Source organism: Kitasatospora sp. NPDC034023, from assembly GCF_055575795.1.
In genome coordinates this window covers 315,797-336,813 of record NZ_JBVIRY010000002.1, presented here as the reverse complement: position 1 = coordinate 336,813, position 21,017 = coordinate 315,797, and the positions used below count along the sequence as shown (strand labels likewise).

The window sequence follows — 21,017 nt, the reverse complement described above, 5'->3', positions numbered from 1 at the left end:
TCAGCCGAAGGACAGGTTGGCGCACGGGTCGGTGTCGGCGTTGCGGGTGTTCTCCGCTATGCCGGTCGGGACGCCCCCGGTGGGGACGCCGCCGGTCGGCGCGCCGCCGGGCGTGCCGTCGGCCGCGGCACCGGGGGTCGCGGCGCCGGGGGTCGGGATCGGGGAGGACGCCGAGTCGATCCGGGTGCCCGCCGGCCGGTAGTCGGCGCCGAGCGTGACGGTGATCGACTCCGAGCCGGGCTCCTCGACCGCCTGGGCGCCGGGGAAGAGCGCCACCACCTGGTCGGCGGTGGCCTTCAGCGCGGGGTCGTACGCGATCCGGGTGACCTGGTGTCCCGGGGAGTTGGAGCCGAGCGTGACGTTCCGGAAGCCCCTCCCCTTGAGGGTCTCGCCGCCGGAGCCCGCCAGACCGGGGGTACCGACGCCGTTGACCACGGTGATCGGCGCCGCGGCCTGCTCGGGGGTCAGCGGCGTGTCGGTGCCGGCCGTCGCGCCCGGGCCGGCGGTGGGGGAAGAGGTCACCTGGCCCGTCCCGGCGGTGCTCTGCCCGTCCAGGGTGCGGTCCTCGCGCAGCAGCTTCCAGAGGGTGTCGGCGTCCGGCTGGACCAGCCGGATCCGCTCGCCGGCGAAGCGCCAGGGCGCGGTGACGAAGGTGACGTCGGACAGCTTGATGTCCTGCACCGAGCGGGCGAAGTCCACCAGCTTCATCGCGGTGCCCAGCCCCTCGTCCACGGTGAGCGACTTGGTGGCCGCGTCCGCCAGCGGCAGCAGGGTGGGCAGCGAGAAGCCCTGGCTCTGGACCTTCTTGATCATCGAGGAGAGGAAGGCCTGCTGGCGCTTCATCCGGCCTATGTCGGAGTTGTCGCCGATGCCGTGGCGCGCTCGCAGGTAGTCCACCGCGGACTGCCCGGAGAGCTTCTGCAGCCCCTTCTTCAGGTGGATGCCGAACTCGTTGACGTCGTTGGGCACGCAGGCCTCGACGCCGTCGACGGCGTCGGCCATCGCGGCCGCGCCCTTGAAGTCGACCACGACGGTGTGGTCGATCCGCAGCCCGGTGAGCTTCTCCACGGTGTTCTGCGTGCAGGCCGGGTTGCCCTTGGCGTCCTCGCCGACGGTGAAGGCGGAGTTGAACATCTGGTCGTTCTTGGGCGCCGTCCAGGCGCCGCTCGGCAGCCGACAGGACGGGACGGTGACCAGGGTGTCGCGGGGGATGGAGACGCCGACGGCGTGCTTGTGGTCGGCGTAGATGTGCAGCACGATCGCGGTGTCCGAGTGGCCGACGCCCTCGTCGCCGCCGCCCAGCGCGTTGTTGCCGTCGCCGCGGGTGTCCGAGCCGAGCAGCAGCACGTTGACCGGCACGGAGGCGCCCGGGGTGGCCGGAACGGGGGACGGCGGGCGCTCGGTGGCGACGCCGCCCGCGTCGAAGGTGGTGATGTTGCTGTCCAGCCGGTGGTAGAACCAGGCCCCGGCACCCACGACCGACAGCACCAGAACGGCGGCCAGGCCGATGGCGGTCCGCAGGTAGCGGCGTCGGCGCGTGCTGCTGCTCATCCTCTGTGCCCCCCGTCTTCAGGTTTCTCGCGTTCGACGATTCGAACGTTAGACGTTCCGGGGGGCGGTTCGGTTACCCCCGATGGGCGAACGGATCGCCCGTCGGGCCTGTGATGCTGGTCACGCCCCGGGGCCGGCGGCGCCCGCGAGCATCCGCCGGAGCAGGTCGCGCAGGACCGTCCGCTCGTCCGGGCCGAGCGCGGCCAGCGGCTCGCGGGCGAAGTTCAGCGATTCGCGCAGCTCGGCGGAGGCCGCCGAGCCGGTGTCGGTGGCGGCGACCAGCTTGACCCGGCGGTCCTGCCGGTCGGCCTCGCGGGTGACGAAGCCGCGGGACTCCAGCCGGTCGACGATGCCGGTGATGTTGGACGGCTCGCAGCTGAGCGTCTGGGCGATCTGGCGCATCGGCATCGGTCCGCGCCGCAGCAGTGCGAGCACCTTGGCCTGGGCGCCGGTGAGCGAGCGGGCGGCGGCGGCGTCCTCGTACTCGCGGTGGAAGAGCGCGACCAGGTTGGCCATCAGGTCGACGACGTCGCGGGTGATCTCGTCGGGCTGCGGCGTGGCGTCCTGGGCCGGCTGAGTGTCCATGGTGCAGAGTCTACCTGAAAAGTTGACAAGATGAACCTTTCATGCCCATCGTTACTTAAGTTTCTCAACCTTTCATGCACCTGAACCGTAAGGAGCACGTCCCATGGCAGAGCAGGCCGCCCCCGCCACCGCCCGTGAATGGCACCTCGCCGCCCGCCCGGAGGGCTGGCCGGTGCCGACCGACTTCGCCCTGGTCGAGGCCCCGGTCCGGACCCCGGGTCCGGGCGAGATCCTGGTCCGCAACGTCTACCTCTCGGTGGACCCGTACATGCGCGGCCGGATGTCGGCCCGCAAGTCCTACGCGGAGCCGTACGAGCTCGACAAGCCGATGCAGGGCGGGGCGGTCGGCCAGGTCGTCGCCTCGCAGGCGGAGGGCTTCGCCGAGGGCGACTACGTGCTGCACTTCTTCGGCTGGCGCGAGTACGCGACGTTCGACGCCAGGACGGCCGTCAAGGTGGACCCGAACGCCGCGCCGCTCTCCACCTACCTCGGCGTGCTCGGCATGCCGGGTCTGACCGCGTACGCGGGGCTGACGCGGATCGCGGAGATCAAGGCCGGCGACGTGGTGTTCGTGTCCGGCGCGGCCGGCGCGGTGGGCGGCATCGTGGGCCAGATCGCCAAGCTGAAGGGCGCGGCGCGAGTGATCGGCTCCGCCGGCTCGGACGAGAAGGTCAAGCTCCTCGTGGAGGAGTACGGATTCGACGCCGCGTTCAACTACAAGAACGGTCCGGTGGTCGAGCAGCTCCAGGCGGCGGCCCCCGACGGCATCGACGTGTACTTCGACAACGTGGGCGGCGAGCACCTGGAAGCGGCGATCGAGGTGATGAACCTGCACGGACGCATCGTGGTGTGCGGCATGATCTCGCAGTACAACGCCACCGAGCCCACTCCGGCCCCGCGCAACCTGGCGCAGATCATCGCCAAGCGCTTCCGCATGGAGGGACTGCTCGTCGGCGACCACTACGACCTCCAGCCGAAGTTCGTCGAGGAGGTCTCGGCGTGGGTGCGCTCGGGTGAGCTGGAGTACCGCGAGACGGTGACCCAGGGCATCGACAGCACCGCGGACGCCTTCCTCGACCTGCTGCGCGGCGGCAACACCGGCAAGATGATCGTCCGCCTGGACGGCTGACGCCGCGTCAGGACACCGACCGCCCCGCCGCCCCGACCGGGCACGCGGGGCGGTCTGTCGTCAACGGCTCGTCGTCAGCGGTTCGCCGTCAACGGTTCGCAGTCGGGCGCAGGGGATCCGGTCGCACTACCGCATTCCGGCCGGATCCGAAAGTGCGTCAGCCATCCTGCGGGGCGGCGCGGTACGGTGGTTCCGCCCGGCGATGGGGCCGTTCGGGGGAGAGATCCGGCCGAGGGGTAGACCTCGTTGAGGATTCGACTAGCATTGAGCGAAAGCCTGTCCGTTTTGCTCAATTTAGTGACTTAATGTCGGCTAACGTGGGTAACTGTGGATCAACTGCAGGCACGAGGCAGCTGGGGAAGGCGACCCTCGTCCACAGCCTGGAGGTCCCGGTGACGACACGTGGAGTTCTGTACATCCACTCCGCGCCCCGCGCGCTGTGCCCGCACGTCGAGTGGGCCGTCGCGGGGGTGCTCGGTGTGAGGGTGAGCCTGGACTGGATCCGCCAGCCGGCCGCACCCGCGCATTGGCGTGCCGAGCTCTCCTGGCAAGGGGAGCCCGGCACGGCCTCGAAGATCGCCTCCGCGCTGCGCGGCTGGCAGCTGATGCGGTACGAGGTGACCAGCGAGCCCTGCGCCACGGCGGAGGGGGAGCGGTACAGCAGCACGCCCACGCTCGGCATCTTCCACGCCGTCACGGGCATCCACGGCGACATCCTCATCCCCGAGGACCGGCTGCGCGCCGTCCTGCTGCGCGCCCGCAGCGAGGGGGCCGACCTGGAGGCCGAGATCGCCCGGCTGCTCGGCAAGCCCTGGGACGACGAGCTGGAGCCGTTCCGCTACGCGGGCGAGGGCGCGCCGGTGCGCTGGCTGCACCAGGTGGTCTGAGACCGGAGGGTACGACGAAGGGGCCGGCGCTCGCGGAGAGCGCCGGCCCCTTCGTACGGGCTGTTCGGGGCAGCGGGTGTCAGCGGGTGCGGAAGGCCAGCACCACGTTGTGGCCGCCGAAGCCGAACGAGTTGTTCAGCGCCGCGATCCGGCCCTCGGGCAGCTTGCGGGCCTCGCCGCGCACGATGTCCGCGTCCACGTCGTCGTCCAGGTCGTCGACGTTGATGGTCGGCGGGGCGAGGCGGTTGTACAGGGCCAGCACGGTGGCGACGGTCTCGACGCCGCCGGCGCCGCCCAGCAGGTGACCGGTCATCGACTTGGTGGCCGAGATGGCGATGTGGTCGAGGTCGTCGCCGAGCTCCTTGCGGAGCGCCTTCAGCTCGGCGGTGTCGCCCTGCGGGGTCGAGGTGGCGTGCGCGTTGACGTGCACGATCTCGGCCTTGTCCAGCTCGTTGCGCTCGAACAGGTCGGCCAGCGCGCGGGCCACGCCGGCGCCGGTCGGCTCGGGCTGGGCGATGTGGTGGGCGTCCGAGGACAGGCCCTGGCCCACGGCCTCGCAGTAGATCCGGGCGCCGCGCGCCTCGGCGTGCTCGACCGACTCCAGGACGACCACGCCGGCGCCCTCGCCCAGCACGAAGCCGTCGCGGGCCTTGTCGTACGGGCGGGAGGCGTGCTGGGGGTCGTCGTTGTTCTTGGACATCGCCATCATGCTGGCGAACGCGGCGATCGGCAGCGGGTGGATCGCCGCCTCGGTACCGCCGGCCACCACGACGTCGGCGCGGCCGGTACGGATCATCTCGATCGCGTAGCCGATCGCCTCGGCGCCGGAGGCGCAGGCGGAGACGGGGGTGTGCACACCCGCGCGGGCGCCGACCTCCAGGCCGACGTTGGCCGCCGGGGAGTTGGGCATCAGCATCGGGACGGTGTGCGGGGAGACCTTGCGGGCACCCTTCTCCCGCAGCACGTCGTACTGGTCGAGGAGGGTGGTCACGCCGCCGATGCCGGAGGCGATGACGGTGCCCAGGCGCTCGGGGGCGAGCTTGGAGGACTCGTCGGTGGCGGGGGTCTCGTAGCCGGCGTCGGCCCAGGCCTCGCGGGCGGCGATCACGGCGAACTGGGCCGAGCGGTCCAGCTTGCGGGCCAGCGGGCGGGGCAGGATCTCGCCCGGCTCGACGGCGGTGCGCGCGCCGATCCGAACCGGCAGTTCTTCGGCCCACTCCTCGGTCAGGGCCGCCACACCGGACTTACCGGCGACCAGGTTCTCCCAGGTGCCGGCGGCGTCGGCGCCCAGCGGCGTGAAGGCGCCGATACCCGTGACGACCACGGTGCGATTTTCAGCGGTCACTGGTTTCTTCTTCTCTCACGTGTGCGGGGGGTCGGCGGGAGCCGAGGACGGGCCCGGCCGGGCGCCCCGGTGGGGCGTCCCGGCCGGAGGGTCGGTCCGGCTCGGCGAGCCGGACCGACGGGTCAGCCGTCCGAGGTGCTCAGGGCACCTCGGACGGGCTGGCCGAAGCGAACGAGTCGATCGCTCAGGCGCTGGCGTTGGCCAGGATGTAGTCCACGGCGTCGCCGACGGTCTTCAGGTTCTTGACCTCGTCGTCCGGGATCTTGACGTCGAAGCGCTCCTCGGCGGCCACGACGACCTCGACCATGGACAGCGAGTCGACGTCCAGGTCGTCGGTGAACGACTTGTCGACCTCAACGTCCTCGACCGGGATGCCGGCGATCTCGTTGACGATGTCGGCGAGACCGGACAGGACCTCGTCCTTGGTAGCCATACTGGCTGCTCCTCTACGGTGTTGAACGTGTCCGGCCGGCGGCCGGACACAGGCTTGTGGATGAGTGGGCGAAACGCGCCTAGGGGAGCGTAACGACTGCCGCGGCGTACACGAGACCCGCCCCGAAGCCGATGATCAGCGCCAGGTCGCCGCTGTGGGCCTCGCCGGTCTCCAGCATGCGCTCCATCGCGAGCGGAATGGAGGCCGCGGAGGTGTTGCCGGTCTCCGCGATGTCACGGGCAACCGGCACCGACTCCGGCAGCTTGAGCGCCTTGATCATGGCGTCGGTGATCCGCATGTTGGCCTGGTGCGGGATGAACGCGCCGAGCTGGTCGGCGGTCACCCCGGCGGCGTCCAGCGCCTGCTGGGCGACCTTGGCCATCTCCCAGACCGCCCAGCGGAAGACCGGCTGGCCGTCCATCCGCAGGAACGGCCACTTGGTGTCCTCGCCCGGCCCGTTGATCGCGTCGGGCTTGGCGAAGGCGGTGTCCCAGGCCTCGGTCTGGGTGATCACGTCGGCCTGCGAGCCGTCCGAACCCCAGATCAGCTTGCCGATGCCCGGAGTGTCGGACGGGCCGACGATCGCGGCGCCGGCGCCGTCGCCGAAGATGAAGGCGGTCGAGCGGTCCGACTTGTCGGTCAGGTCACTGAGCCGCTCGACGCCGATCACCAGCACGTACTCGGCGTTGCCGCCGCGGATCATGCCGTCGGCCAGGCCCAGGCCGTAGCCGAAGCCGGCGCAGGCGGCCGAAATGTCGAAGGCCGGGGCGGTGCCGCAGCCGAGCCGCTCGGCGATCTCGGTGGCGATCGCCGGGGTCTGCTTGAAGTGCGAGACGGTCGCGACGATCACGCCGCCGATCTGCTCCGGGGAGATCCCGGCCTGGGCGATGGCCTTGCCGGCGGCCTGCACCGACATCTCGGAGACGGTCTCCTCCGGGCCCGCCCAGCGGCGCTCGGTGATCCCGCTGCGGGTGCGGATCCACTCGTCCGAGGAGTCGATCCACTCCAGGACCTCGGCGTTGGGAATCACCCGGACCGGGCGGTAGCCGCCGACGCCGTGGATGCGCGAGTACTGCGCACCGCCGGCGGGGCGGATCTGGGGCTTGGTCATGCGGTGGTCTCCTGCTCCTGACCGCCGTGCTCCGCGATGAGCTCGCGGGCCTTGTCCAGATCGGCGGGGGTCTTGAGGGCGAGCGTGGCCACACCCTTGAGGTTGCGCTTGAGCAGCCCCGTGAGGGTGCCCGCGGGGGACAGCTCGATCACGGCCGTCGCACCCAGCTGCCCGAGGGTCTCCATGCACAGGTCCCAGCGGACCGGGTTGGATACCTGCGACACCAGGCGCGCGAGCACCTCGGCGCCGGAGTCCACGACCCCGCCGTCCCGGTTGGAGACGTAGCGGACCTGCGGGTCGGCCGCGGTCAGGGTCGGGGCCAGCCCGGCCAGCCGCTCGACGCCGGGCGCCATGTGCTCGGTGTGGAACGCGCCGGCCACCTTCAGGGCGATCAGCTTGGCGCCGGCCGGCGGGTCCGCCTTCAGCGCCTCCAGCTGGGCCAGCGTGCCGGCGGCGACGATCTGGCCGCCGCCGTTGTTGTTGGCCGCGGTCAGGCCGTGCTTGTCCAGCGCCGCCGCGACGACCTCGGGGTCGCCGCCGAGCACGGCGGTCATGCCGGTCTCGGTGACGGTGGCGGCCGCGGCCATGGCCCGGCCGCGCTCGCGGACAAAAGTCAGGGCGTCATGGGCGCTGAGCACCCCGGCGCCGGCGGCGGCGGTGATCTCGCCGACGCTGTGGCCGGCGACGGCGCCGACCAGCTTGCGGGCGGCGTCCTCGTCCGGGAACAGCTCCCGGGCGGTCACCAGACCGGCCGCGACCAGCAGCGGCTGGGCGACGGCGGTGTCCTTGATCTCCTCGGCGGACGCCTCGGTGCCGGCGTGCACCAGGTCGAGCCCGGCGACGTCCGACCAGCCGCGCAGGCGGTCGGCGACACCGTCCAGCTCCAGCCAGGGGCTGAGGAAACCGGGGGACTGGGCACCCTGTCCAGGGGCGACGATTACGAGCACGGTTCAACCCTCTCTCGCCAGGCGCCCGGGGGCGGGTAGGCGACGGTAACGAAGAAAACCATCCGGGATTGTATGGTCCCTACACTCCGGCTCAGCTGGGCTCGCCCACGGCGGTCAGCCGGCCGAGGGCCAGTGCGATCCGCAGAGTGAACGCCGAACGCACGTCGGAGGGGGCGTACCCCGTGACGTCGGTCACACGTCGTAGCCGGTAGCGCACCGTGTTGGGGTGGACGAAGAGCATCCGGGCCGCGCCCTCCAGGGAGGAGGCCTGCTCCAGGTAGACACTGAGCGTCTCCAGCAGTGCCGAGCCCGCCTCATCCAGGGGTGTGTAGATCTCCTCCACCAACTGGTGGCGCGCAGCCTGGTCGCCGGCCAGTGCCCGCTCGGGCAGCAGGTCGTCCGCCAGCACCGGGCGGGGAGCGTCCGGCCAGGCGGCGCAGGCGCGCAGCCCGGCCGCGGCGGCGTGCGCCGAGCGGGTCGCGGACAGCAGGTCCGGCACGGTCGGGCCGACCACCACCGGGCCCGGCGCGAACTGGCCGATCAGCGCCTTGGCCGCCTGCACCGGCTCCTTGTTGCCGCCGACCACCACCACCAGGCGCCTGCCCAGCACCCCGGTCAGCACGTGCAGCTTGGCGTACCGGGCGGCCCGGCGGATCGCCTCCACCACCAGCTCGCTGTCGCCGTCCGGCGCGCTGCCCATCACCACCCGGATCTGGCTGGGCTGGCCCCAGCCGAGCGCGGCGGCGCGGGAGAGCACGCCCTCGTCGGCGTCGCCGGACATCAGGGAGTTGACCACCAGCGCCTCCAGCCGGGCGTCCCAGGCGCCGCGCGCCTCGGCCGCCTGGGCGTACACCTGGGCGGTCGCGAAGGCGATCTCCCGGGCGTAGACCAGCACCGACTCGCGCATGTCCGCCTCGTCGCCGGGGGCGGCCACCTCCTCGATGGCCTCCTCCATCACCTCGATCGTGGTGCGGATCAGCTCGACGGTCTGGCGCAGGGTGATCGCCCTGGTCAGCTCGCGCGGGGCGGTGCCGAAGACGTCGGTGGAGATCGCCTTCGCGGCCTCGGGATGGCGGTACCACTCGGTGAAGGCGGCGATACCGGCTTGGGCGACCAGGCCGATCCACGACCGGTGCTCCGGCGGCATCCGCCGGTACCAGCCGAGCTGGTCGTCCATCCGCGAGATCGCGGCGGTGGCCAGCTTGCCCGAGGACTTCTCCAGCCGCTTGAGCGTCGCCGCCCGGCGCTCGGCGCGCTCGGCGGCGTTTCTGCGCTCCTGCGCCGTCAGGCGGGGCGCGGCACGGCCGGGACGGTCGCGCCCGGACCGGGGAGCCGGGCTCTTCCCGGTCGGTTCGGGTACGGGACTGGGTTCGCTCTTGGAGTTCGCGGAAGCGGCTGGCACAAGGACAAGACTGCCTCACGTGAGTGACTGCTCGTGCACACCCCCCGGCACAGCGGCGCGGTGGCAAGGGGCACAACCATTACGGTGGGCGCGTGACCGACGCCGCTGACCGCCCCCGCGCCGACCTGCGCCGCACCGCCGAGCGCTACCGCTCCGCTCCTGCCGAGGGCATCGAGACCCGCCACGCGTTCTCCTTCTCCGGCCACTACGACCCGAAGAACACGCACTTCGGCGCGCTGCTCGCCTGCAACGAGGAACTCCTCGCCCCCGGCGCCGGGTTCGAGGAGCACAAGCACCGGGACACCGAGATCCTCACCTGGGTGCTGGAGGGCGCGCTCGCCCACCGGGACTCCCACGGCCACGGCGGGGTGGTCCGCCCCGGAATGGTCCAGCACCTCAGCGCAGGCTCCGGCGTCACCCACACCGAACGCAACATCGGCGGCGCCACCGGCCCGGTCCGCTTCGTCCAGATGTGGCTCCAGCCGGACGAGTTCGACGCGGCCCCGGCGTACGGGCTGCGCAAGGTGGAACCGGCGGACGGCGGGTTGACACTGCTCGCCTCCGGCCTGGAGCGCGACGCCGGAACGGAGGCCCTGCGGCTGCGCCGCAGCGACGCCGCGCTCTGGCTGGCGACCGCCGGGCCGTGGCAGCCGCTGCCGGAGCTGCCCGCCGCCCCCTGGCGGTACGTCCACCTGACGGCGGGCTCGCTGGGCTACCGGACGATCCCGGGGCCCAAGGGCGGCGGCCGCTCGATGGCCCCGGGCGACAGCGTGCGGATCACCGGCGAGGCCTTCGCCGACCCGGCCGCGGGCGAGACCGGCGCGGAACTCCTGCTGTGGGAGATGCACTCGCCGGTCTCGTACGGCTGAGACCTTCTCGGAAAGGCCTCGGTGGAGCTCGGCCCTCAGCGGAGCTCGGCGAGGACCGCGTCCGAGAAGGCCGGCCAGGCCTCGACCGCCCACGGGCCGAAGTCCCGGTCGGTGAGCGCGACGCAGGCCACGCCCGCCTGCGGGTCGACCCACAGGAAGGTGCCGGACTGGCCGAAGTGGCCGAAGGTGGCCGGGGAGTTGGCCGTGCCGGTCCAGTGCGGGCTCTTGCCGTCGCGGATCTCGAAGCCGAGGCCCCAGTCGTTCGGGCGGCGGTGGCCGTAGCCGGGCAGCACGCCGCTGGTGCCGGGGAAGGCGACCTCGCGGGTGGCCCGCAGGACGGTGGACGGGTCCAGCAGCTTGGGCGACTGCAGCTCGGCGGCGAACCGGGCGAGGTCGGCGACGGTGGACAGGCCGCCGGCGCCGGCCGGGGACTTGTGCGCGGTGTGGATCAGGGTGTCGGCCATGCCGAGCGGCTCGAACACCGCCTCGGCGAGGTAGCGGGAGAACTCGATCCCGGCGGCCCCGGACAGCGCCGACGCCAGCGCGTCGAAGCCCGCGTTGGAGTAGAGCCGGCGGTTGCCGGGCTCGGCGAACACCCGGTCCTCGTCGAAGCCCAGGCCGGAGGTGTGGGCGAGCAGGTGGCGGACGGTCGCACCGGGCGGCCCGGCCGGGTCGTCCAGCTCGAACACGCCCTCCTCGACCGCGATCAGCGCCGCGTACGAGGTGAGCAGCTTGGTCACCGAGGCCAGCGGGAACAGGTGTTGCTGCGGCCCGTGCGCCCCCAGCACCGCGCCGTCCGCCCCCCGGACCACCGCCGCCGCGGCGTGGGGCACCGGCCAGTTCTCGATCACACGCAAGCTCTCCATGGATCCCGACTGTAGCCGGGGCGGGCGAGGGGCGGCGGGGCACCCTGCGGTCAGCCGGGTGGCGGGGGCACCCGGCTGTCGGGCCGGTCGGGCTTGCTTGGAGTGCACTCCAACTCGGTAGCGTCGTTCCCGTCGCACAGGACAGGGGGAAACGTTCGATGGCCACACCCGCACGAATCGAGATCGACCTGCGCAGCTGCTCCGAGGTGTTCGGCCGCCCGGTCGGCGATCCGGACCGGACCCCGCGGCACACCATCAGCGAGGTCGCCGCGGCGAGCGGGCTCACCGCCCACACCCTGCGCTGGTACGAGCGGATCGGCCTGCTGGACCCCGTCGACCGCGCGGCCGGCGGCCAGCGCCGCTACTGCGACGCCGACCTGCACCGGTTGGCCTTCCTGGGCCGGCTGCGACTGACCGGCATGTCCGTGGCGGACATGCTCAAGTACGTGGACATGGCCCGACAGGGCGAGCAGACCTACGAGGGGCGGCGCCTGCTGCTGGAGGCCCAGCGCGAGGAGGTCCGGCAGAGGATCGTCGACCTCCAGGCCACCCTCGTCGTCCTCGACTACAAGATCGATCTCTATGCCGGGAAGATCGCCGACGCCGCCGGCACCCCGGCCCAATGCCAGTACTACCGCGTAGAGGAAGAGCAGAGCGCATGACTCACCCCGTCCTTCCCACCGCCGAACTCGGCACCGACGGCCCGCTGGTGGGCGTCCAGGGCCTCGGCTGCATGGGCATGAGCGAGTTCTACGGCCCGGCCGACGCCGGCGAGTCGCTCGCTACCCTGGACGCCGCGCTGGAGGCCGGTGTCACCTTCTTCGACACCGCTGACGCCTACGGCTACGGCCGCAACGAGGAGTTCATCGGCCCGTTCGTCCGGGCCAACCGGGACAAGGTGGTGCTCGCCACCAAGTTCGCCCTCGTCCGCAAGGAGGAGGACCCGGGCTACCGCGGCATCAGCAACGACCCCGCGTACATCCGGGCCGCCGTGGACGCCTCGCTGCGCCGCCTCGGCGTGGACGAGATCGACCTCTACTACATGCACCGCCGCGACCCGGCCGTGCCGCTGGCCGACTCGGTCGGCACCATGGCCGAGCTGGTCAAGGCCGGCAAGGTGCGCCACCTCGGCCTGTCCGAGGTGACCGGGGCCGAGCTGCGCGAGGCGCACGCGATCCACCCGATCGCGGCGCTGCAGTCCGAGTGGTCGGTGTTCGCCCGCGACGTCGAGCGCTCGGCGGTGCCGGTCGCGGCCGAGCTGGGCGTCGCCTTCGTGCCGTACTCGCCGCTCGGGCGGGGCTTCCTGACCGGTTCCTTCCAGGCCGCCGAGCAGCTCGCGGCGGACGACGTGCGGCGCACCCAGCCGCGCTTCACCGGTGCCAACGCGGCGGCCAACGCCGAACTGCTGGCGCCGATCCGGGAGATCGCGACGGCCCGCGGGGTGACCCTCGCGCAGATCGCGCTGGCCTGGGTGCACCAGCGGGCCGAGGTGCACGGGCTGACCGTCGTGCCGATCCCGGGCACCCGCAAGCGCAGCCGCCTCGCCGAGAACGCCGCTGCGGCGACGCTGCGGCTCACCGCGGCGGAGCTGGCGCTGCTGGAGCCGGTGGCCGGCCAGGTGGCGGGGGAGCGCTACGCGGACATGAAGTTCACCTCGGTCGGCCGGGAGTAGCCGGCAACAGCCGGTCGGGCCCGGGAAGTCGCCGACTTCCCGGGCCCGACCGGCTGCCGTGCTCATCCGGCCGGCTTCAGCCGTGCGGCCCGGCTCAGGCTGTGCGGCCCAGCCAGGCGGCCAGCTTCGCGTGCACGTCGGCGTCCTCGGCGACCGGCTGGACCGCGGCGAACGGGACGCCCTCGACGCGGCTCTCGGGCGGCAGGACGGTCTCGGCGATGCCCAACGCGGTCCGCGCCAGCGCGTCGTCCAGCGCGAAGCCGTTGCCGAGGCTGGTGGCGATGTCCCCGGTGTGGGTGACCGCCTCCATCAGGTAGCCGCCGACCGCGGCCCCGCCGGGGACCTCGCCCCAGGGTGCGAAGGTCGGGCGGCCGAGCTTGGCGTCGTCCGCCCAGGCGGCGGTCACCCGGGCGCGGGCCCGGCCCAGCGCGGCCGGCCAGCCCTCGTCCGACGGGTCCTCGATGGCGGGCACGATGTCCTCGAAGCGGCCGCCCTCCCCGAGGTACGCGAGGCGGTGGATGCCGCCGACCACGTGGTTCAGCAGCCGGCGCAGCGTGAACTCGGTGCAGGGGGTGGGCCGGTCGAGGTCAGCCGGGGTGATCGTGGCGAACAGCTTCTCCAGCTGGTCGAGGGCGAGCAGGTACTGCGGGCGGGCGTCCTGGACGGCGTTCATGTGCGGTCAACTCCCCGTGGTCGGGCGGGCTTTCGGGCTCGGAACGCAATCTCCCAGTAAAACCTGACAGGTTCCGTCAGGATTGCTGGGATTCTTGGCCCATGAAGGCCGACCGCCTGCTCTCCGTCCTCCTGCTGCTGCAGACCCGCGGCCGGGTGTCCGCCACCGAACTCGCCGCGCGGCTGGAGGTGTCCGTGCGCACCATCTACCGCGACGTGGAGTCGCTCTCCGCCGCCGGGGTGCCGGTGTTCACCGAGCGCGGGCGGCACGGCGGCATCGGCCTGCTGCCCGGCTACCGCACCGACGTCACCGGCCTGACCGCGGACGAGGCCAGGGCGCTGTTCGTCCTCTCCGCCCAGGGCGCGCACAGCGACCTCGGGCTGGACGGCGCGCTCGGCTCGGCGCTGCGCAAGGTGATGGCGGCGCTGCCGGCCCCGCACCGGCCGGCCGCCGAGCGGATCAGCGAGCGGATCCTGGTCGACCCGGCCCGCTGGATGCAGGGCGGCCCGCCCGCGGCCGCGCCGGGCCCGGACCTGGGCGAGCTGCAGTACGCGGTCTTCGCCGACCGGCGGCTGCGGCTGCGCTACCGGCACAGCGGCACGCCCGCGCCGGTGGAGTACACCGTCGACCCGTACGGGCTGGTGAGCAAGGCCGCGGTCTGGTACCTGGTGGCCGATCTGCACGGCGAGCCGCGGCTGTTCCGGGCCGACCGGGTGTTGGCCGCCGAGACCACCGAGGAGGCGGTGCGCCGCCGAGCCGGGGTGGGGCTCGGTGACGTGTGGGCGGCGCTGCGCGAGCAGGTGGAGCGGCTGCCGAAGGAGCTGCCGGTGCGGGTGCGGATCCGGCGCGGGCGGCTGGACCAGTTCCTGCGCATCCACGGCGGCCGGGTCACCGCGCCGCCGCCGGAGGCGGGCATCGGGCCGGCCGAGGACTGGGTCGAGGTGGCGATGGCCTTCCCGGCTCCGGCGGCGGTCCGGTCGCTGCTGGCCTTCGGCGCGGAGGTCGAGGTGCTGGCCCCGCCGGCCGCCCGGCGCGAGCTGGCCCGGGCGGCGGCGGACGCCCTACGGCTGTACCAGGACCAGCCGTCGTAGCCGCACCGGCGTGGCCCGGTCGGGAGTCGGGCCGGTCGGGTGTTGCCCCGGTCGGGAGTCCGGCCGGGCGGGAGTCGGGCCGTCAGGAGTTGGGCTCGGTCCGGACCACGTCCCGGTAGTGGCCGAGCGAGATCGCCGCGAAGTTGTGCAGGCTGTCGGTGCCGTCGGTGAGGTAGCCGGTGTGGCCGACCGCGCGGGCCGAGGAGATCTGCTCGGCGCCGAAGCCGCCACCGGTCGGGTCGGCGCCGTGGCCGAGCTTGCCGACCTCCAGGAACGGGACGTTGCCGATCCAGTCACCGGGGTTGCGGGCGGCCCAGACGTGCACGCCACCGCCCAGCTCGGCGGCGTTCTGCACGCCCATGCCGGGGGAGCCGAACACCACCATGTCGGTGATGCCCGAGGTGTCGGACGGCGAGGCGGCCGCGCGGAGGATCTTCGGGGCGGCGGTGCCGCAGACCACCGAGCCGTACGAGTGGCAGAGCAGCGACGGGGGCGCGTCCGGCCGGGTCGTCTCCTTGAGGCCGGCGAGCAGTCGCTCCAGCCGGGGCGCGGCGACGTCGGCGAGCCGGGAGGTGGCCGCGTCCGGGCCGAGGCCGGAGGGGGTGACGTAGCCGGTCCAGGAGACCACGGCGGTCCGGGTGCCCGGGGCCTGACGCTGCTCCTCGGCGTAGAGGGCGCGGGCCATGCCGGCCGGGGAGCGCAGCGGCTCGGCGGTCTGGTCGAAGTGGCCGAGGTCGGCGTCCGAGCCCGGGACGAGGACGGAGATCCGCTCGGCGTCGGCGAGGTCGCCCCACACCTCGGTGACCAGGCCGCGGCCGCGCGGGTCGAAGGCCAGGATCTGTCGGCCGGGGGCGAGCAGGTGCTCGACGTCGTTGGCGCGGGAGACGGCCAGCGCGCGGGTGTCGGAGTCGAGCCTGTGGTCCTCGGCGCGGGCCCGGGCCGTGTCGCGTTCGACGGCCAGGGCGATCCGGTTGGCGCGGTAGCGCAGGTCCAGCGGGGCGCCGTCGTAGTTGCCGACGACCAGCGGGTAGTCCCGGATCAGTCGGTCCAGCTCGGTGGGCGCGAGCGAGGCGAAGAACTCGGCGGCGGCGGCCGGGGAGGTGGTGGCCGGGTCGGGCAGGGTGCGGCCGAAGGAGTGGTCCTGGATCCAGGCGGCGCTGCCGGCCGGGGGCGTGGAGATCGCCAGCTGCTCGGAGGAGACCGCGGCCGCGGCCGCCGAGGCGCCGGCGTCGGCGAGCACGGCGCAACCCGCGAACGCCCCGATCAGTACACGCTTCCAGCGTCGACGGTTGCGCACCGCACCAACTCCCTTGGGGCCCGTCACCGTTTCGCGGGCGGTGCCCGGAGGGTGCATTAGAACTGCTGATTCCCTGCGCAAGCCTAGGGGGCCCGACGGGGTGGCGGGCGTGCCTAAACTGTGGGATGGATCACATGGACCGGGGGTGTCCTGCCGACGTCTCCCCGTGGTGCGGGCCGTGACCCGCAGGGCCGTTCGCTCAGGCGTCGAACTCCCGGACCAGCCGCTTCGGCGCCGTCCGCCGCCAGGCCTCGGTGACCAGGTCGCGCAGTTCGTCCGGGTCCACCAGGTCCAGCCGGACGCTCACCCAGCCGTGCCGCCCGACGTAGGGGGCGGAGGAGAACACCTCGGGCTCGGCGGCGAGCAGCTCGGCCTGGTCCTCGGGGGAGGCCTTGACGGTGACCCGGTCGCCGTCGGGCGAGCCCATCGTGAAGATCCGGCCGCGGACCCGCAGCGTCTCGATGTCCCAGGTCGGCTCCTGGGCGGTCTCCGGCAGGGCCAGCGCCATCGCGCGGAACTCATCGAACGTCACCATGGCGGCAGGTTAGAGCAGGGCGCTGACAACGCGCCCCCGGCGCGCGCGATGGCGCACCGGGGGCGCGTGGGTGCCAGGTCTGCCCGGTCAGGCGGGCCCGGTCAGGAGAGCGAGGACCAGCCGTCGCAGGAGCGGTCGGCGGAGACCAGCCGGTCCGGGTGGCCGCTGCCGTCGGAGATCGAGATCCTGCGGTACTTCTGGCCGCTGAACACCCAGTACTCGCTGTTCCCGCCGACCCGCTGCTGGTCCGGGACGGGCAGGAAGCAGTCCACCCGGTCCAGGCCGCTCAGCGAGCCCCACTGGGAGAGTTCGCGGTCGGTGCGCTCGCGCACGTCGGTGTGCGAGGAGCCGTCGGCGATCGAGATCAGCCGGTACTGCTGGCGCCCGGCGGTGGTGTGGAAACACCAGTACCAGCTCTTGCCGCCGACCCGCTGCTGGTCCGGGACGGGCAGCCAGCAGTCCACCTGGCCGACGCCGCTGAGCGAGCCCCAGAGGGTGAGGTCGCGGTCGGAGCGTTCGAGCGCCGTGGTGTACCGGCCTCCGCCGCAGGTGATGGAGACCAGCCGGTACTGCTGGCGCCCGGCGGTGCTGTGGAAGACCCAGTACCAGCTCTTGCCGGCCGGGTCCTGCTGGTCCGGTACGGGCAGGACGCAGTCGACCCGGCCGACGCCCTGCAGACAGGACCAGGTGGTCAGCCAGGTGTCGTCCTCGACCTTGCGGTCGGTGTGGGCGGATCCGTCGGCCACCGAGATCAGCCGGCAGCGGTCGCCGTGGAACGCCCAGTACTGGCTCTGCCCGCCTCGGCGGAACTGGTCCGGGACGCCGATGAACTCGTCGCACGGGTACGCCTTCACCGGCTGCGGCTTGGGCTGCGGCTGTCCGCCGGTGCCGGGCTGCGTGGTGGTGCCCTGGCCGTTGCCGCCCGGCTGCGTGGTGGTGCCCTGGCCGCCGACCGGGGTGAGCCGGCCCTCGCAGAGCCCGCGCAGGATGCTCAGGGAGGGCATGAAGGCGTACACCGAGCCGGTGGTCTGGACGAACTGCCGGAAGCTCACCGGGGTGTGCGTGATCAGGCCGCTCGCGTCCCGGCTCTCGAAGTCGACGTCGGGGGCCTCCTGGGTGACCGGGTCCTTGCCGGGTACCGGCCTGGGGTTGGCGTGCCCGGGCGGGACGCTCCCGCCGCTGTCCCGGTTCGGCGGGAAGTTCGGCTGGTCCATCCAGTCGGCCTGGATGAACTCGAACTGCCGCTGGATGTCCGCCTGGTAGCAGATGAACAGCAGGCCGCGCGGGTCGTCGGGGCCGCCCGGGCCTTCCGAGGCCGGGTCGAACGGGGCGCCGTACGGGGTGCCGCGGCGCATGATCCGTCGGCCGTTGAGGTCCTTGGCGGGGAACGGGTCCTTGTCCGGGCTCTCCTGCAGGCCGGCCCGCGGCTCGGTCTTGCGCAGGTGCGACCAGAGCGGGGTGACCAGGCCCTCCGGGTCGTCCCGGAAGTCGAAGTCGTTGTCCGAGGCGGCGCTCGGGTTGTTCGGGACGTCGTTGAGCTGGTGCTTGCAGACCGGGGCGCCGGAGCGCCACCGGCCGACCATCCGGGCGGCCAGCCACTCGGTGGTGGCGGTGTCCGGGACGGCCTTGGCCTGCTTGAGCTCCCTCAGCTTCACCGCGACCTGTGACCACCAGCCGGGGACGTCCTGGGCGAGCCGGCGGACCACCTGGAAGGAGCCGTTGCGCGCCCACACGGGGTACTGGTCCTTGGGGAAGCTGAACTGGTCGTTCTCCAGGCCGCAGACGAACTCGCCGGCCGGGATGAGCCGGGTGCCCGGGTGGCCGTCGACCTCGTCCGGCCTGGCCGGGTTCGGCCGGTCGAAGCCCTTGATGCCGGGCTCGCTGATGCCGTCCTTGAAGCCGAAGTGCTCCTTGCCGCGGCGGCTGCCCAGCAGGGTCTGGGCGTTCTGCTGGTAGGCGATCAGGACCCGGCACTCGGCGGCGGCGATCCGCTGCGCCTCGACGGCCGCCTGGAGGTCCCGCTCGGTGTCCGCGGAGATCTTCAGCACGGCGTGGACCGACTGGGTCCGGCCGTTGCCGAAGAGCCAGTTCTCCGGGGAGTTGTCGCCGGTGTCGCCGAGCGCGCCGGCCCGTTTGGCCGAGCCCTCCTTGAAGGCCTCCAGGCCGCTGCCGACCGGCGGGGCGGTCGCGAACGGGTCGGTGGCGGAGAGCATACGCAGGCCCTCGTAGGTGAAGCTGATGCCGAGCCAGGTGGCGGTCAGCGACTTGGGGTCGTCGCCGCCGGAGGCCTGTCTGGCGTCGCTGAACGCCTCGTTGAACTGGGCGACCTGGCGGGTGGTGGAGATCTGCGGGGTCAGCTTGCGGAGCCAGTCGCGGGCCCGGGCGGCGTCCTCGAACTTGAGGAACAGGAGGCTGACGTTGTCCTTCTTGAATCCGGCGAGGATGTCGCCCTGGATCTCGTCGCTGTCGCGCAGGCTCAGATCCGTTGCCATGGGAGGTCCTTTTCTGGGGTGGGGTGGGGGATCAGGCCGAGGAACTGAGCTGGACCCACTGAGCGACGCTGGGCACGCCCTTGTCGCTGAGCAGGAAGAGCATGTACCAGCCGGGCGGGGCGGCCTTGGCGTCCGGCGGGGCCTGGAACTCCAGCCGGTTGCCGGCCCGGCCGGTGAGCCGCAGGTCGATGTGGCGCTGGCTGGTGTTGACCGAGTGGGTGGAGGTGGTCGGCGCCAGCAGGACGGCCTTGGCGGCGAGGCCCGGGGTGGTGCTGGTGACGGTGAACCTCTTGTCGTAACCGACCGGTGTGGTGGGCGGGTTGGCCAGCGCGGGCCGGTCACCCTGGTGCAGGTAGGACGGCTCGTAGATCTCGATGGTGCCGTTCATGGTGACCGGCCCGGAAGTGCCCGGGATGCCGCTGACCGTGCCGTTGATGTCCGTGTTGTTGGCCATCTGCTGGAGCTCGTCGCCGGTCACCAGGACGCGTCCGTCCGGCAGCACGACGGCGTTGGAGTGGTAGCCGCGCGGCAGTCGCTGGACCGGGCCGAGCTGCCAGTTGCCCTGGTCGTCGCGCAGCTCGATCTGGCGGTACTTGAGGTCGGCGTTGGGGTTGTACGGGCCGTTGCCGTAGTCGCGGATGTCGTAGGCGCCGTTGACGGTCAGCAGCCGGCCGGTGGGCAGCAGGACGGTGTCGTCCTGGGTGCGGCCGAAGGCGCGGGACTTCTCGGCGGTCCAACTGCCGTTGGAGAAGCGCATCGTGCTCGGGTTGTCCCGGTCGCCGCCGAGGACCAGCGCGGAGTCCGGGCCGTTGACGCCGTTGGGGAGCATGACGGCGGAGCCGTAGTTGCGCCTGCGGCCGTCCGGGCGGGCCGCCAGGTCGGTGCGGGTCTCGGCGGCCGGGTCGAACTTCCACTGCTCGCCGGGCTGGCGGCCGAAGCCGTAGACGCTGCCGTCGTTGAGCGAGAACAGGTGCGGGTAGTCGGTGCTGAACGGGGCGTCCACCTTGAACCGCTCCACCGGGGTGTCCTTGGGGACGTCGGTCTTCTTCACCGGCACCGGGAAGGACTTGGCGGGGAAGCGCTCGACCACCGGGGTGGGGGTGCCGTAGCCGAGCTCGGACTGGCCGGACATGATCAGCTGGCGGCCGTCGGCGCCGGTCACCACCGAGGGGTACCAGCGGCCGACCGACATGTCGGGGTTGCGGGTCCAGGTCTCGGTCCACGGGTCGAAGACCAGCGAGAGCTTGGCGCCCGTCCCGCCGTTGCCGCCCAGGTTGCCGCCGAAGACGCCGAGCATCCCGTTGGGCAGGAACGAGTGGCCGGAGCAGAAGAACGGGACCGGGCGGGGCTCGCCCAGGCCGTCCGGCATGTCCGAGACCGGCGGGTTGACCTGCTTGAAGGCGTTTGGGCCGGTGCCCCTGGCCGGGTCCCAGAGGAAGGCGCGGCCGGCGTTCTCCTTGCCGATGGTCTGGGTGGGGGCGGGCTCCTTCTCCGGGTTGGTCTCGATCCGCTCGAAGGAGAACAGCAGCACCTTGCCGGTCGGCAGCAGCGCGACGTGGTCGCCGAAGTCGGGGGAGGGGAAGTACTGGTTGAACGCGCCGAAAGTTGCCGGGTCGAAGGCCTTGTTGTGATCGGCCTGGGAGGCCGTCAGCGCGTTGTACCGGTTGGTGCGGGTGGTCTGCGGGTAGTCGCCGATGCCGCGGACGGCGGCGCGCATCCGGGCGTGCTCCTCGGCGTGCTCCTGGCCGAGCGCCGCGACCTCGTCCTCCCGCAGCTCGGCCATCACCCGGGGCGAGTCGACGTGCGGGGTGAGGCCGTCCGCCCCGGGGGCGGCCGGTCCGCCGTGGGCGACGGCCGGGGCGACGGCGCCCAGCAGGGTGCCGGCGGTCACCGCGAGGACCACGGCGGTGCCCGGCAGCCGTCGGCGGGCCCGTCGCCGCGGCTGGGGACGGGGTGGGGACAGGGACATGGCACTCCTCGGGAGCGTGGGGTGGTGGGGAGGAGCGGCGAATGCGGACGGACGGGCCGTGGGCGGGCGCGGTCCTGCGATGGTCGCCGACCGTCACAGGACATCACGGCGCGTGGTGGTTCGCATGCGGGTGCATCCCCTCGGGCGCAGCCTCCCGGGAGGG

At 72.8% G+C, this 21,017-nt stretch carries 19 protein-coding genes; 6 read left to right on the top strand and 13 right to left on the bottom strand.

Features of this window, described 5'->3' with window-relative positions:
• Positions 1-1,551 carry an LCP family protein gene (locus tag ACZ52R_RS04395; protein ID WP_465752703.1) on the bottom strand — a complete coding sequence of 517 codons (1,551 nt, stop codon included), beginning with the start codon at positions 1,549-1,551 and terminating at the stop codon, positions 1-3.
• A 120-nt stretch (positions 1,552-1,671) separates the two neighbouring features.
• Positions 1,672-2,136: a MarR family winged helix-turn-helix transcriptional regulator gene (locus ACZ52R_RS04390; protein WP_360504186.1), complete on the bottom strand. Its 465-nt coding sequence runs from the start codon at positions 2,134-2,136 to the stop codon at positions 1,672-1,674.
• A gap of 103 nt (positions 2,137-2,239) precedes the next feature.
• Here ACZ52R_RS04390 and ACZ52R_RS04385 point away from each other — a divergent pair, with 103 nt between their 5' ends.
• Both ACZ52R_RS04385 and ACZ52R_RS04380 read left to right on the top strand, forming a co-directional pair.
• Complete coding sequence (locus ACZ52R_RS04385) at positions 2,240-3,265, top strand: NADP-dependent oxidoreductase (RefSeq protein WP_360504184.1); 1,026 nt, start codon at positions 2,240-2,242, stop codon at positions 3,263-3,265.
• 392 nt (positions 3,266-3,657) lie between these two features.
• Entirely contained in the window at positions 3,658-4,152 is a 495-nt protein-coding gene (locus tag ACZ52R_RS04380) for a DUF3145 domain-containing protein (protein WP_360504182.1), read from the top strand.
• Between the two features lie 79 nt (positions 4,153-4,231).
• On the opposite strand, the gene fabF is transcribed toward ACZ52R_RS04380, so the two are convergent.
• From fabF to ACZ52R_RS04355, 5 genes are all read right to left on the bottom strand, one after another.
• Positions 4,232-5,497, bottom strand: coding sequence for a beta-ketoacyl-ACP synthase II (gene fabF / locus ACZ52R_RS04375; RefSeq protein WP_465620232.1), 1,266 nt, complete (start codon positions 5,495-5,497; stop codon positions 4,232-4,234).
• Between the two features lie 184 nt (positions 5,498-5,681).
• Entirely contained in the window at positions 5,682-5,930 is a 249-nt protein-coding gene (locus ACZ52R_RS04370) for an acyl carrier protein (protein WP_360493006.1), read from the bottom strand.
• Between the two features lie 79 nt (positions 5,931-6,009).
• Complete coding sequence (locus ACZ52R_RS04365) at positions 6,010-7,041, bottom strand: beta-ketoacyl-ACP synthase III (RefSeq protein WP_360493003.1); 1,032 nt, start codon at positions 7,039-7,041, stop codon at positions 6,010-6,012.
• On the bottom strand, positions 7,038-7,988 hold the full coding sequence (locus ACZ52R_RS04360) for an ACP S-malonyltransferase (RefSeq protein ID WP_465620234.1): 951 nt from the start codon (positions 7,986-7,988) through the stop codon (positions 7,038-7,040). Before ACZ52R_RS04360 ends, ACZ52R_RS04365 begins: the two co-directional genes overlap by 4 nt.
• Positions 7,989-8,079: 91 nt before the next feature.
• On the bottom strand, positions 8,080-9,276 hold the full coding sequence (locus ACZ52R_RS04355) for a PucR family transcriptional regulator (protein WP_360493031.1): 1,197 nt from the start codon (positions 9,274-9,276) through the stop codon (positions 8,080-8,082).
• Positions 9,277-9,482: 206 nt separating this feature from the next.
• Between ACZ52R_RS04355 and ACZ52R_RS04350 the strand changes: the two genes are divergently transcribed.
• The gene (locus tag ACZ52R_RS04350; protein WP_465620235.1) at positions 9,483-10,259 is read left to right on the top strand and encodes a pirin family protein; all 777 of its coding nucleotides are present in this window, start codon (positions 9,483-9,485) and stop codon (positions 10,257-10,259) included.
• 35 nt (positions 10,260-10,294) lie between these two features.
• On the opposite strand, the gene ACZ52R_RS04345 is transcribed toward ACZ52R_RS04350, so the two are convergent.
• Positions 10,295-11,125 carry a serine hydrolase domain-containing protein gene (locus ACZ52R_RS04345; protein ID WP_465620237.1) on the bottom strand — a complete coding sequence of 277 codons (831 nt, stop codon included), beginning with the start codon at positions 11,123-11,125 and terminating at the stop codon, positions 10,295-10,297.
• Between the two features lie 158 nt (positions 11,126-11,283).
• Between ACZ52R_RS04345 and ACZ52R_RS04340 the strand changes: the two genes are divergently transcribed.
• Both ACZ52R_RS04340 and ACZ52R_RS04335 read left to right on the top strand, forming a co-directional pair.
• Positions 11,284-11,787: a MerR family transcriptional regulator gene (locus ACZ52R_RS04340; protein WP_465620238.1), complete on the top strand. Its 504-nt coding sequence runs from the start codon at positions 11,284-11,286 to the stop codon at positions 11,785-11,787.
• Positions 11,784-12,797, top strand: coding sequence for an aldo/keto reductase (locus tag ACZ52R_RS04335; protein ID WP_465620240.1), 1,014 nt, complete (start codon positions 11,784-11,786; stop codon positions 12,795-12,797). The genes ACZ52R_RS04340 and ACZ52R_RS04335 overlap by 4 nt, the downstream gene beginning before the upstream one ends.
• Positions 12,798-12,891: 94 nt before the next feature.
• Here ACZ52R_RS04335 and ACZ52R_RS04330 read toward each other — a convergent pair whose 3' ends face one another.
• Positions 12,892-13,470, bottom strand: a complete 579-nt coding sequence (locus ACZ52R_RS04330) for a TIGR03086 family metal-binding protein (RefSeq protein ID WP_465620242.1) — start codon at positions 13,468-13,470, stop codon at positions 12,892-12,894.
• A 101-nt stretch (positions 13,471-13,571) separates the two neighbouring features.
• Between ACZ52R_RS04330 and ACZ52R_RS04325 the strand changes: the two genes are divergently transcribed.
• The gene (locus ACZ52R_RS04325; protein ID WP_465752701.1) at positions 13,572-14,561 is read left to right on the top strand and encodes a helix-turn-helix transcriptional regulator; all 990 of its coding nucleotides are present in this window, start codon (positions 13,572-13,574) and stop codon (positions 14,559-14,561) included.
• An 82-nt stretch (positions 14,562-14,643) separates the two neighbouring features.
• Here the strand turns inward: ACZ52R_RS04325 and ACZ52R_RS04320 are convergent, their stop codons facing one another.
• The 4 genes from ACZ52R_RS04320 to ACZ52R_RS04305 form a co-directional block, all read right to left on the bottom strand.
• Positions 14,644-15,858, bottom strand: coding sequence for an alpha/beta hydrolase (locus ACZ52R_RS04320; protein WP_465620246.1), 1,215 nt, complete (start codon positions 15,856-15,858; stop codon positions 14,644-14,646).
• Positions 15,859-16,057: 199 nt separating this feature from the next.
• On the bottom strand, positions 16,058-16,393 hold the full coding sequence (locus ACZ52R_RS04315; protein WP_465620247.1) for an MmcQ/YjbR family DNA-binding protein: 336 nt from the start codon (positions 16,391-16,393) through the stop codon (positions 16,058-16,060).
• A gap of 101 nt (positions 16,394-16,494) precedes the next feature.
• Positions 16,495-18,885 carry a Dyp-type peroxidase gene (locus ACZ52R_RS04310; protein ID WP_465620248.1) on the bottom strand — a complete coding sequence of 797 codons (2,391 nt, stop codon included), beginning with the start codon at positions 18,883-18,885 and terminating at the stop codon, positions 16,495-16,497.
• A 31-nt stretch (positions 18,886-18,916) separates the two neighbouring features.
• Positions 18,917-20,854: a galactose oxidase-like domain-containing protein gene (locus tag ACZ52R_RS04305; RefSeq protein ID WP_465752699.1), complete on the bottom strand. Its 1,938-nt coding sequence runs from the start codon at positions 20,852-20,854 to the stop codon at positions 18,917-18,919.
• Between the last annotated feature and the right edge of the window lie 163 nt (positions 20,855-21,017).

Bases quoted from the DNA above. Each gene is read 5' to 3' on its own strand.
- ACZ52R_RS04395 (WP_465752703.1), bottom strand. From the start codon at position 1,551: ATGAGCAGCAGCACGCGCCGACGCCGCTACCTGCGGACCGCCATCGGC.
- ACZ52R_RS04390 (WP_360504186.1), bottom strand. From the start codon at position 2,136: ATGGACACTCAGCCGGCCCAGGACGCCACGCCGCAGCCCGACGAGATC.
- ACZ52R_RS04385 (WP_360504184.1), top strand. From the start codon at position 2,240: ATGGCAGAGCAGGCCGCCCCCGCCACCGCCCGTGAATGGCACCTCGCC.
- ACZ52R_RS04370 (WP_360493006.1), bottom strand. From the start codon at position 5,930: ATGGCTACCAAGGACGAGGTCCTGTCCGGTCTCGCCGACATCGTCAAC.
- ACZ52R_RS04365 (WP_360493003.1), bottom strand. From the start codon at position 7,041: ATGACCAAGCCCCAGATCCGCCCCGCCGGCGGTGCGCAGTACTCGCGC.
- ACZ52R_RS04345 (WP_465620237.1), bottom strand. From the start codon at position 11,125: ATGGAGAGCTTGCGTGTGATCGAGAACTGGCCGGTGCCCCACGCCGCG.
- ACZ52R_RS04340 (WP_465620238.1), top strand. From the start codon at position 11,284: ATGGCCACACCCGCACGAATCGAGATCGACCTGCGCAGCTGCTCCGAG.
- ACZ52R_RS04335 (WP_465620240.1), top strand. From the start codon at position 11,784: ATGACTCACCCCGTCCTTCCCACCGCCGAACTCGGCACCGACGGCCCG.
- ACZ52R_RS04330 (WP_465620242.1), bottom strand. From the start codon at position 13,470: ATGAACGCCGTCCAGGACGCCCGCCCGCAGTACCTGCTCGCCCTCGAC.
- ACZ52R_RS04325 (WP_465752701.1), top strand. From the start codon at position 13,572: ATGAAGGCCGACCGCCTGCTCTCCGTCCTCCTGCTGCTGCAGACCCGC.
- ACZ52R_RS04315 (WP_465620247.1), bottom strand. From the start codon at position 16,393: ATGGTGACGTTCGATGAGTTCCGCGCGATGGCGCTGGCCCTGCCGGAG.
- ACZ52R_RS04310 (WP_465620248.1), bottom strand. From the start codon at position 18,885: ATGGCAACGGATCTGAGCCTGCGCGACAGCGACGAGATCCAGGGCGAC.
- ACZ52R_RS04305 (WP_465752699.1), bottom strand. From the start codon at position 20,854: ATGTCCCTGTCCCCACCCCGTCCCCAGCCGCGGCGACGGGCCCGCCGA.